General features: G+C 51.8%; 7 protein-coding genes. 1 reads left to right on the top strand and 6 read right to left on the bottom strand.

Annotated features, from left to right (window positions below; translation table 11 throughout):
* Positions 1–53: 53 nt before the first annotated feature.
* Entirely contained in the window at positions 54–656 is a 603-nt protein-coding gene (locus tag DWY93_RS02895; RefSeq protein ID WP_117469458.1) for an ECF transporter S component, read from the bottom strand.
* A gap of 568 nt (positions 657–1,224) precedes the next feature.
* Between DWY93_RS02895 and DWY93_RS02890 the strand changes: the two genes are divergently transcribed.
* A complete protein-coding gene (locus DWY93_RS02890; RefSeq protein WP_117469457.1) occupies positions 1,225–1,806 on the top strand; it encodes a cysteine hydrolase in 582 nt (193 codons plus the stop codon).
* Positions 1,807–2,283: 477 nt separating this feature from the next.
* Here the strand turns inward: DWY93_RS02890 and DWY93_RS02880 are convergent, their stop codons facing one another.
* From DWY93_RS02880 to DWY93_RS02860, 5 genes are all read right to left on the bottom strand, one after another.
* The gene (locus DWY93_RS02880; protein ID WP_117469456.1) at positions 2,284–6,984 is read right to left on the bottom strand and encodes a PolC-type DNA polymerase III; all 4,701 of its coding nucleotides are present in this window, start codon (positions 6,982–6,984) and stop codon (positions 2,284–2,286) included.
* A gap of 2 nt (positions 6,985–6,986) precedes the next feature.
* Entirely contained in the window at positions 6,987–8,051 is a 1,065-nt protein-coding gene (ispG, locus tag DWY93_RS02875) for a flavodoxin-dependent (E)-4-hydroxy-3-methylbut-2-enyl-diphosphate synthase (protein ID WP_117469455.1), read from the bottom strand.
* Between the two features lie 41 nt (positions 8,052–8,092).
* Positions 8,093–9,178: a M50 family metallopeptidase gene (locus tag DWY93_RS02870; protein WP_242990509.1), complete on the bottom strand. Its 1,086-nt coding sequence runs from the start codon at positions 9,176–9,178 to the stop codon at positions 8,093–8,095.
* Positions 9,179–9,410: 232 nt separating this feature from the next.
* The gene (locus DWY93_RS02865; protein WP_117469454.1) at positions 9,411–10,559 is read right to left on the bottom strand and encodes a 1-deoxy-D-xylulose-5-phosphate reductoisomerase; all 1,149 of its coding nucleotides are present in this window, start codon (positions 10,557–10,559) and stop codon (positions 9,411–9,413) included.
* A gap of 14 nt (positions 10,560–10,573) precedes the next feature.
* On the bottom strand, positions 10,574–11,377 hold the full coding sequence (locus tag DWY93_RS02860) for a phosphatidate cytidylyltransferase (RefSeq protein ID WP_117469453.1): 804 nt from the start codon (positions 11,375–11,377) through the stop codon (positions 10,574–10,576).
* Positions 11,378–11,383: the final 6 nt, after the last annotated feature.

Here is an 11,383-nt window from a genome sequence, read left to right as displayed (position 1 = left end):
TGTTTCCCGGCAGCTGCTCCGAAGAACAGCTGCATTTCCTTTTCTAAATCTGATTAGTCCAGAGTCTCGATCTCGGAATTTGCCTCATACAGCGTTGTAAGCTTCTTTGGAAGACCCTTCAAAATAAAGAATACAACGATCAGAGTGATCAGTTTGTCCGGAACATCCACTACGACCTCATCTAACAGAGATCCCAGAAATACCGGCATGGAAGCCGCCTGAGTTGCCGCGAACACAGCGTCGCCCCATACATTTCCAGTAGTGCCGCCCCAGAATAATACGTTTAACGGGGTGGAGATCACAACCGCAACAAGACCGGCTACACAGGCTGTAAGAATTGCCTTCGGGAATGATTTCATAAATCCAAGGCGGGCCATGATTCCTGCTGCCGCTCCAATACCTAAGCTTGTCAATGCATAGATAAGCGTAATATTATCTCCTGCGGAAAAACCATAGATCAGGTTGTTCGCCGCACCGCAGATCGCGCCGATGATCGGACCGCCAAGGCACCCACCGATGCATGTTCCGATAGAATCCAGCCATAACGGAAGTTTTAATACACTCGCAAACAGCTTTCCAAGATAATTGATACCGATGCAGGCCGGGATCAACACGATCACTGCCGCATCAAACTTTGTTTTAAATAAATTCTTCATACCTCATATACCCTTTCTTTTTTCTTAATCTTCATCCTTACCAGTTTATCAGGAGTTTCTCACGTCTTTCCTGACCATTCCTCCCGGAAGCGCCAGATTCCGCTACCTTAGATTCACTAAAATCTAAGCCGGCAGCATCTGCTCCCTTCCCATACAATATCCCCCCTCCAGAACATACTAAATTGTGACTTCAACGTAACCATCCGGTTGGCGCATCAAGCGCAAAAACTTCCAAGTAGGTAACTGTTCAGTACCTTCACAGTCACGAGCAAAAATCCATGAAAAATTGCCTGCGGCAATGGGATTTTTGCCTACCCGCCTATGTTTTCTTACGGTCAGCGCAGTAAATGCGCAGACCTACTGAACCCAAATAGTTACAATTTAACAACAATTCCAAATAAAGATAGCATTGATTTTGTGTAAAGTCAATGAAAACACCTGATTTCAAGCAGGATTGTTAACATAATAACAATCCATTTCACTTGTAATTTCTCCTCATCAAAACTATACTAAACTTTAGACACACGGTTCTCTCACCAGGCCGCCAAGAATCAGGAGGAATCTCTTTATGGATCAAACAGCAAAAACAAATCAGGATCTATTACTTGTCATTGACATGCAGAACGTCTACACCAAAGATCAGGAGTGGGCCTGTGAAGGAGTCGAAAAAGCATCCGCTTCCATTCTCCGCCTTCTAAACAGCCGCGCCCTTTCCCAGGTGATCTTCACCCAGTACCTCGCCGCAAAACACCCGGAAGGCGTATGGAAAGAATACAACAAAGTCAACGCCGCCGTAAACGCAGACCCCTGGCTCAACGAAATGATGTCCGAGTTTCTGCCCTACACAAAAAAATACCCGGTATACACAAAAAGCGTCTACTCCTCCTTCGCCATCCCGCAAGTGCGTGAACTCGCAAAACACGCTTCCCGCATCGTGATCTCCGGCGTAGTAGCAGAATGCTGCGTACTCTCCACCGCCCTCTCCGCCATCGATGCCGGATGCAAAGTCATCTACCTCACCGATGCCGTAGCAGGGCTCAATGCGACCTCACGAAAAGAAGCCGAAAATATCCTTTCCTACCTGTCCCCTCTCCACACCGAACTCATGACCACCCAGCAATACCTGGACAGCCTCCTCCAAGAGGAATAAAAACCTCAGATGCTTCACGATCCCCCAACGTCCCCACACTGCCCACATCCTCACGATCCCTCAACGTCCTCACACTGCCCACATCCTCACGATCCCTCAACGTCCTCACACCGCCACAACAACCTCGCGATGCCGCGGCGCCCAAAGGGCCCCGCGCATCGTCTGGCTTCCGCCAACACTTTTTCTCCCTCCACAGCCTTCCCTTTCCCCTCCCCCCTCACTCCCGCCAACACACAGCGCCGGTGAAACTCCGGGCACAGACCGCCTGGGTGGAGGGAGCTGGCTTCCTCTTGGCTCGCAGGAAAATGCGTTGGAGGCCCGGGGACACTTATCTGAGCAACGCAAGTTGCGGGTTGTGTCCCCGGACCTCCGCCCTTAGCATTTTTCTGGGAGCTTAGAGGAACCCTCCCGGAATCCCGTGAAGCGTCTGCGCCCGGAGTCTCACCGGCGCGTCCCCCCCCCCAGCCACTATGAAATTTAGAAATCAAACAACGACAACTGATTCGACTCCGGAAGTCCCTTCAAGATCCCCAGTTCCTCCATCAGATCGCAGATCGTCTTACTGACCTTCGTCCTGTTCCTGAAATCCTCTTTGGACAGGAACTTCCCATCCTTCGCCGCCTCCTCGATCGAGTCCGCAGCCTTCTCTCCCAGACCATCAATACTGTTAATGGAAGGCATCAGCTTGTCCCCCACAACCTGGAAATGCCTGGCCTTCGCCGTATAAATATCCAGCGGCAGAAAATCAAACCCACGGGCATACATCTCCTGCACGATCCTCATATCTCTCAGCGTATCCTGCTCCTTCTTCGAAAGTGTATCCGCCCTCTTCTTATAATCCGCCAGATGATACTCCAGCTTCTCACGCCCTAAACACATGATCTCATAAGAAAACGCACTTGCACGAATACTGAAAAAAGCCGCATAATACGCCAGCGGATAAAACACCTTACAATAAGCAATACGCCAGGCCATCATAACATACGCCGCCGCATGCGCCTTCGGGAACATATATTTGATCTTCTTACACGACCAGATATACCAGTCCGGCACCCCATGCTTCGTCATCTCCTCTTCCCACTCGGGCTTCAGTCCCTTACCCTTACGGACCGCCTCCATGATCGTAAACGCAAGACCTTCCTCAAGCCCCTGCTGGATCAGATAGATCATGATATCATCACGCGTACAGATCGCAGTCTGGATCGTCGCCTTTCCTTCCTGAATGAGTGTCTGGGCATTTCCCAACCATACATCCGTACCATGGGCAAGACCGGCGATACGCACAAGGTCTGAAAAGTACTTCGGCTTTGTATCAATTAACATCTGCATCGCAAAATCCGTACCAAACTCCGGCACGCCAAGTGCTCCAAGCTTACAGCCACCGATATCCTCCGGCTTGATCCCCAGCGCATCCGTACTCTGGAACAGGCTCATGACCTCCCTGGAGTCAAGCGGGATATCCTTGACCGGATCGAGTCCTGTGAGATCCTGCAGCATACGGATCATCGTCGGATCATCGTGTCCGAGAATATCGAGTTTCAACAGGTTGTGGTCGATGGAATGGTAATCGAAATGGGTCGTGATCGTCTTCGTGGTCATATCGTTCGCCGGATGCTGTACCGGGGTAAACGAATAGATCATCTCGCCGAGCGGCAGAACAACGATACCTCCCGGATGCTGTCCCGTTGTACGCCGTACGCCGACACACCCCTGAACGATCCGGTTGATCTCACAGTTTCTCTTCCGTTCCCCATGCTCCTCAAAGTAATTCTTCACATAGCCGTAGGCCGTCTTATCTGCCAGAGTACCGATGGTTCCCGCACGGAACGTCTGCCCTTTACCGAAGATAACCTCCGTATAGTCATGGGCACGGCTCTGGTATTCACCGGAGAAGTTTAAGTCGATATCAGGCTCCTTATCTCCCTTGAATCCCAAGAACGTCTCGAACGGAATATCAAAACCGTCCTTGACCATCGGATGTCCGCAGACCGGACACACCTTATCCGGCATATCACATCCCGCCATACCTCCGTACTTTTTCACTTCCTCCGAATCAAAATCATAATAATGACAGTTCGGGCAGGAATAATGGGGACTTAGCGGGTTTACCTCCGTGATACCGGACATCGTGGCGACAAAGGACGAACCTACCGAGCCTCGTGATCCGACCAGATACCCGTCCTCGTTGGATTTCCATACTAATTTCTGCGCAATGATGTACATAACCGCGAATCCGTTGGAGATAATGGAGTGCAGCTCCCGCTCCAGACGGTCCACAACGATCTTCGGAAGATTCTCGCCGTACATCTCGTGGGCGCGGTTGTAACAGATGTTTCGCAGCGTCTCATCAGACTTGTCGATGACCGGCGGACACTTATCCGGCCGCACCGGCGCGATCGGCTCACACATGTCCGCGATCATTCTCGTATTCGTGACAACGACCTCATAACACTTGTCACTTCCCAGATACTCAAACTCTGAGAGCATCTCTTCCGTTGTCCGCAAGAACAACGGAGCCTGTTCATCCGCATCCTTAAATCCCATTCCTGCCATCAGGATCTTCCGGTAGATCGCGTCATCCGGATCCATAAAATGCACATCGCAGGTCGCACACACCGGCTTATTAAACTGCTCGCCGAGGGAAACGATCTTCCGATTGATATCCATCAGGTCATCCACCGTCTTCACCGTGCTCTTCTCATCCCTCAGCATAAACATGTCGTTTCCGAGAGGCTGGATCTCCAGATAGTCATAAAACTTCACGAGCTTCGCAAGCTCCGCATCCGGCACACCGCGCAGGATCGCCTGGTATAGCTCTCCCGCCTCGCAGGCTGATCCAATGATCAGGCCCTCTCTGTACTGGTTTAGCACGCTCTTCGGAATTCTCGGTCTTCTCGAGAAATATTTAAGGTGGGACCATGAGACAAGACGATACAGATTCACGCGTCCCAGGTCATTCTTTGCGAGAATGATGACATGGTACGTCGGCATCTTCATGATCGTCTCATCGCTCACGTGGCTGAACTCCTCCAGCTGGTCGAGATTCGTCATATCGTGCTGTTTTTTTAACATTTCCACGAATTTCAGGAAAATTCCAGCAGTTGCCTCCGCATCGTCCACGGCCCGGTGATGGTTCTCCAGGGAAACACCCAGTGCCTTCGCTACCGTATCCAGCTTAAACCGGTTCAGGTTCGGAAGAAGTGCTCTCGCCAGAGTCACCGTATCCAGGACTGTCGGATCAAAGGGCAGTCCCAAAAGACCCGCATTGTGGGAGATAAAGCTCACATCGAAGGACGCGTTGTGGGCAACCAGTGCCGCATCCCCCACAAACTCCAGGAATCTCGGCAGCACCTTGTCCACCGTATCCGCCCCCATGACCATGGCATCGCTGATTCCTGTCAGACGCTCGATATCGAAGGGGATCGGAACCTCCGGATTCACAAACTCATCCATCCTGTCGATGATCTCGCCATTTCTCACCTTCACGGCACCAATCTCGATGATCTTATTCTTTGTCGGCGAGAATCCCGTGGTCTCGATATCGAACACCACATAGTCCCCATCGAGACTCTGATTTCTGGAATTGACGACCATCTCCTTCATGTCGTCCACCAGATATCCCTCGACACCGTAGAGGACCTTAAAAGTATCCCCTTTGTCAAGGGCATGGTTCGCGTCCGGGAACGCCTGGACACAGCCGTGGTCTGTGATCGCCAGGGCCGGCATTCCCCACTTCTTCGCCCGCTTTACCAGGTCCTTTACCTCGGAAACGCCATCCATATCGCTCATCTTCGTATGGCAGTGGAGCTCCACTCGCTTCACCGGGGCATTATCCACACGCTTGGAGGTAAAGTCCTCGCTCTTCTTAATGCCCACGATGGAACCGATAGTCAGCTCGCCGTCGAACTTATCAATGGTGGTGATTCCCTTGATCTTGATGAAGTTTCCTTCCTTGATAGCCGCAGTGGCGTCCTCCTCCTGACCCTCTCTTAAGAACATCTTTACAGTAATACTGTCTGTAAAGTCTGTAAGATCGAAGATCATGAGCTTGTTTCCGCTCCGGAGTTCCCGCTTCTCCGCCCGGATCACTTTACCACGGATCACGACCTCGCCGATCTCACCGTCGATGTCATGGATATTCACCGCATCGCCCTCAAAATCGCGCCCGAAAAGAACATCCGGGTTCTCCGACTTTCGGTACGGGATCCTTCCGTCGGAGCCTTTCCGGAAACCGCCGGAGAATCCACCTTTTCCCTTCTCTCCGAAGGTCTTCTTCGTGAATCCGCCGCCGTTTCCGTTCTGTCCGCCGCCCGCGGACTTTCCAGTCTGGTTTCCGCCGCCCTTTCCAGCCGCGTCCGTCTTCTGCTTTGCAGCTCCAAAACCGGCCGATGTCTTTGTGCCGGAACCGCTCTTTCCACTGGCTGCCTTTCCCGGATCCGCGCCGGATCTGCCGCCGGAAGCTCCAGAACCGGCCGCGCTTTGAGCCGCCATCTGAACATCCGCGTTTCCATTTCCATCTCCGAATGTCCCGTTAAATCCACCGTTTGACGTTCCTTCATCCCAGGGGGCACTCTCCGCTGCACCTTCTAAGTAATTCTCCTCACTCTGTACACCTACAACGAGTTCTCCTCCCGGCTTCATGAATACCGGCTGATCCATCGGGTCTTTCTTTTCACTCTCTTTATATAAAAATTCCACCTCAGCCGCAAGCCCGCAGCGCTCCGTGAAGATCTTTTCCAGTACCCGTCCGACTTCCTTAGACCGCTCCCTGTAGATCAGATTGTCCTCAATGGTCATGACCATTTTATCATCGGTAACAAACTTCGTGTCTGACCGGCGGAGAATGTTGTACTCGATCATGCCGTAGCGTTTAAGTTCCATAAGGATACTGTCCCGATAGACATCGTAAAGCTTCTCCGGAGTATACTGCGCTGAGAGACGGTATTTCTCTAAGATCTTGACCGTGATCGGTCTCCCCGGAAACAGCTGCTTCGCGATTCCGTCCTCTAAGGCATAAATATTCTTTTTATGGATCAGCCGGGGACTCCGGATATAAACACGAATAGAGCTTCTGTCCTTTGTCATGGTGACCTTTTCCACCACAACAAGCTTCAAAAGCTCTTTCAGTTCATCAGCAATATTAAGCCCCGGGAAAACTTCAAGGAATGGTTTTTCCATACTTATTTCTGCATCTCCTGCATCTTCAAAAGCTCTTCCCGAAGAACGGAAAGAAGTTCATGTTCCGGTACCTTTTTGATGATCTCTCCCTTTTTGATCAGGAGACCTTCGCCGATTCCACCGGCGATTCCGATATCCGCACTTCTCGCCTCGCCAGGTCCGTTGACCACGCAGCCCATAACGGCTACCTTCACATCAAGATCCATGCCGGATACCATATCCTCTACCTGATTTGCCAGGTGAATGAGGTCGATCTGGGTCCTTCCGCAGGTCGGACAGGAAACAACTTCCACGCCGCCCTTCCTGAGCCCTAACGTTTTCAGGATCAGTCTCGCGCTCTTTACTTCCTCCACCGGATCTCCGGTTAAGGAGACACGGATCGTATCGCCAATCCCCTCATGGAGAATGATTCCAAGACCCACAGAGGACTTGATATTTCCGGAAAGCAGTGTTCCGGACTCTGTGATCCCCACATGAAGCGGATAATTCGTCTTCTTTGCGATAAGCTCGTGGGCTGCCACACACATTAAAACGTCGGAGGACTTGATGCTGATCACAAGATTATCGTATCCCAGTTCCTCCACAACGGCCACTTCCTTCAATGCGCTCTCAACGAGAGCTTCCGCCGTCACACCGCCGTATTTTGCGAGGAGGTCTTTCTCCAGAGAGCCACTGTTTACTCCCACGCGGATCGGGATCCCGTACTCTTTCGCCCTGTCGACGACAGCCTTCACCCGCTCTCTCGCCCCGATGTTGCCCGGGTTGATGCGGATCTTATCCGCTCCGCTCTCGATAGCTGCGATAGCCAGGCGGTAGTCAAAGTGAATGTCGGCAACCAGCGGAATATGGATCTGCTTCTTGATCTCGCGGATTGCAGCAGCCGCTTCCATGGTCGGAACCGCCACACGGATAATGTCACATCCGGCGTCCTCCAGGCGGTGGATCTGCTCTATCGTTGCCGCCACGTTCTCCGTCTTCGTGTTGCACATGGACTGGATCAGAACCGGATTTCCCCCGCCGATCTTTTTGTCCCCAATCTGAATTTCCTTTGTATGATCTCTATACATACATCTCTCTCCCACTTCAAAAAAACGAAATTTCACTCCTGCTAAAATATCATTCTCAAATCATTAAATACAACAAACACCATAAACGTCATGAGCAGCGCCATCCCGGCCATATTCACCGCGCTCTCCACTCTCTGGCTCACCGGCTGTCTCGTGACGAGTTCCCAGAGTAAGAATACCAGCCGTCCGCCGTCAAGCGCCGGGAACGGGAGCAGGTTCATAACGCCCAGGTTCGCCGAAAACATGACCATAAGATTTAAGAGGTTCATCACCACCGTCACGAATCCGTACTGGGTGTTCTCTTCCACAGTCTGATCGATGATCGTGACAATGCGGACAGGTCCTGCGATATCGTTTGTGGAGACCTTGCCCCCGGCGATCATCTTCAGGCTGTCGATCACCGTGAGGATCCAGTACCGCACCTCGTAGACGCTGTACTGCAGAACCTGCACCAGTGACTCCGGAGCATCCCGGTGTCCCTGAAGAAGGACGCCGAGGTAATACCTGCCGTCCTTAAACTCCGGCTGGATCACCGTGTGTTCTGTCGTCCACGACGATGATGTTTCGTCATATCGTCTATACTCCACCTGCACGGGATCCTGTCCGGCCGTCATCAGGTACATGGAGATCTCCCTGGAAAGATGGATCTTTCTGCCATCAAGCTTTGTGATCACATCGCCCTCTTTCAGTCCAGCCGTCTCCGCAGGCATTCCCTCGGAGGTTCCGGCGATGACTGCAGGATCGATTCCGGCCCAGGATAAGATCACCAGGGAAAAAACGAACGCCAGGATAAAGTTGAAGATCGGTCCTGCGGCGATCACCGCCATCTTCGCCAATGGTCCCTTATCAAAGAAGGAAACTCCCTTCACATCCGGGACTTCTTCCTTTTCATCCTCATCTTCCCCGAATTCTCCAAGCATCGCACAGGAGCCGCCGAGGGGCAGAAGCTTTAAGGAATACCGGATTCCGGTCTTTTGGCTCACCCATGAGAGAAGTCTCGGTCCGAATCCCACCGAGAACTCCACCACGGCAATCCCGTTTAACCGCGCCAGGAGATAATGTCCAAATTCATGAAACAGGATGATTCCGCCAAGGACAACCACCGCTGCCAGATACCCAAGATCCAACTTTAATATTCACCTGCTTTCATTAAAACATCATAACTATTCAGTACCTTCATAGTTACATGCAAAAATCCATTCCAGATCAGCTTTGCTGATGGGATTTTTGCTTTCCAGCTCGAGTTTTCTTACGATCAGCGCAGCAAATGCGCAGACCTACTGAACAGTTACAAAATATCATTCAATCTTTGCATATACCTCTGATGTGTAAAACAGATTTTTCAATCATTATGCAGCCTTAGAAATTCCACTGCTTCTTCAGGAACTCGTAAGTCTCCGCTTCCGTCTCAAGCACCTCATCCAATGACGGATGGGCGATCTTCTTATGATGTTCCATTGCAGCCTCGAGCATATCCGTGATCTCCAGATAGCTGATCTTCTTCCCGAGGAACTTCGCAACCGCGAACTCGTTCGCCGCGTTAAACACTACCGGCACGGAACCGCCCGCTTTTCCTGCTTCTCTCGCGAGTGCCAGGCCGCGGAAATTCTCGTAATCCGGCTTGTCGAATATGATCTCCTTCATGGACCAGAAGTCGAGACGATCTCCCCTCATTGGTCTGCGCTCCGGGTAATAGAGGGCATACTGGATCGGAAGCTTCATATCCGGCGTTCCGAGCTGCGCCATCACAGCGCCGTCCTCAAACTGTACCATAGAGTGGATCACACTCTTTGGTTGCACAACGACCTGGACATCGTCCATTCCCACATCAAAAAGCCATTTCGCCTCCATGACCTCGAGACCTTTGTTGACCATGGTGGAACTGTCGATGGTGAGCTTCGCTCCCATGGACCAGTTCGGATGCTTTAAGGCGTCCTCCACCTGGACATTCTTCATCTGCTCTCTCGTCCATCCGCGGAACGGGCCGCCGGATGCCGTTAATAGGATCTTTTCAATCTTATTCCCGTGTTCCCCGTTTAAACACTGGAAGATCGCGCTGTGCTCACTGTCCACCGGAAGAAGACGGACTTTTTTCTCCTTCACAAGCGGGATGATGAGATGTCCCGCAGTGACAAGCGTCTCCTTGTTCGCCAGGGCAATGTCCTTTCCTGCCTCAATAGCTGCCATCGTCGGGCGGATGCCGATCATGCCCACCACTGCCGTCACGAGGATCTCATATCCTTCCATGACCGCAATCTCCAAAAGTCCTTCCATGCCGGAGACGATCTTCGTGTCTGTATCTGCCACGCGGACAGCCAGCTCTTTTGCCTTCTCCTCATCCCAGACACCGCAGATCTTCGGGGAGAATTCACGGATCTGGCTCTCCAGCGCATCGATGTTTCTTCCCGCCGCGATTCCTACAACTTCTATATCTCCGTTTGCACGGACTACATCCAAAGTCTGGGTTCCGATGGAACCTGTGGAACCCAGAATAGCAATTCGTTTCATCTCTTTGTCCTTTCCTACCGGATGCCCATAAACGTGATGGCGAAATAAATCGCCGGGGCGGTAAAGATCATACTGTCAAACCGGTCTAAGATTCCGCCATGGCCAGGGATCAGATTTCCGTAATCCTTGATGTCATGGTTTCTCTTGATGGCGGAGGCCGCCAGATCTCCCACCATGGAGATTACCGCCGCGATGGCGCAGGCAGCTCCCGAGATCACGCCCGGATTTATCACCTGGATCATATTGTTCTTAAAGAAGGTTCCGTAGAGGAATCCTAAGACTGCCGCGCCCACGACACCTCCGATGGCACCCTCCACGGTCTTTTTCGGGCTCAGCTTCGGGGTCATCTTATGCTTTCCAAAAAGCTTTCCCGCGCAGTAGGCGAAGGTATCACAGCCCCAGGAGCTTAAAAGGATCAGCCATACGAGATATTTTCCGTCCGGCATCTCCCGCACCTGATAGAGGTAGGAGAACATGATCCCCACATAGAAGATTCCAAAGAACGCCACCGTGATCTGCTCCGTCCCGTACTTCGGGAACGTCACCACGTAGATCGTCATTAAGATCATGAGGGAAATGATAGCGAGGAACGTCACATACTGCTCCCTGTTTCCCATGATCCAGTAATAAGCAACGACAGCCGCATAGCCCACAAACCCCGGTGCCGATCTCTCGATCTTCATGACCCGGTAAAGCTCATAAAGTCCGATCAAGGAGATCGCCATGGAGCCGAAATAAAGGACTGCACTGCCCTCAACAAGCAGAAACGCCGCAATGATCACAAGGACGATTCCGCTGATCAGTCTTGTCGTAAACATAAGATC

The organism is Clostridium sp. AF28-12 (genome assembly GCF_003435225.1).
Taxonomy (GTDB): domain Bacteria; phylum Bacillota; class Clostridia; order Lachnospirales; family Lachnospiraceae; genus Pilosibacter; species Pilosibacter fragilis.
Note: the sequence above shows the minus strand (reverse complement) of the source record. Positions and strands in the feature narration are given on the sequence as shown.

What these genes read in the sequence shown, in the direction of transcription:
- DWY93_RS02895 (WP_117469458.1), bottom strand. Translation starts at nt 656, where the DNA reads ATGAAGAATTTATTTAAAACAAAGTTTGATGCGGCAGTGATCGTGTTG.
- DWY93_RS02890 (WP_117469457.1), top strand. Translation starts at nt 1,225, where the DNA reads ATGGATCAAACAGCAAAAACAAATCAGGATCTATTACTTGTCATTGAC.
- DWY93_RS02880 (WP_117469456.1), bottom strand. Translation starts at nt 6,984, where the DNA reads ATGGAAAAACCATTCCTTGAAGTTTTCCCGGGGCTTAATATTGCTGAT.
- ispG (WP_117469455.1), bottom strand. Translation starts at nt 8,051, where the DNA reads ATGTATAGAGATCATACAAAGGAAATTCAGATTGGGGACAAAAAGATC.
- DWY93_RS02865 (WP_117469454.1), bottom strand. Translation starts at nt 10,559, where the DNA reads ATGAAACGAATTGCTATTCTGGGTTCCACAGGTTCCATCGGAACCCAG.
- DWY93_RS02860 (WP_117469453.1), bottom strand. Translation starts at nt 11,377, where the DNA reads ATGTTTACGACAAGACTGATCAGCGGAATCGTCCTTGTGATCATTGCG.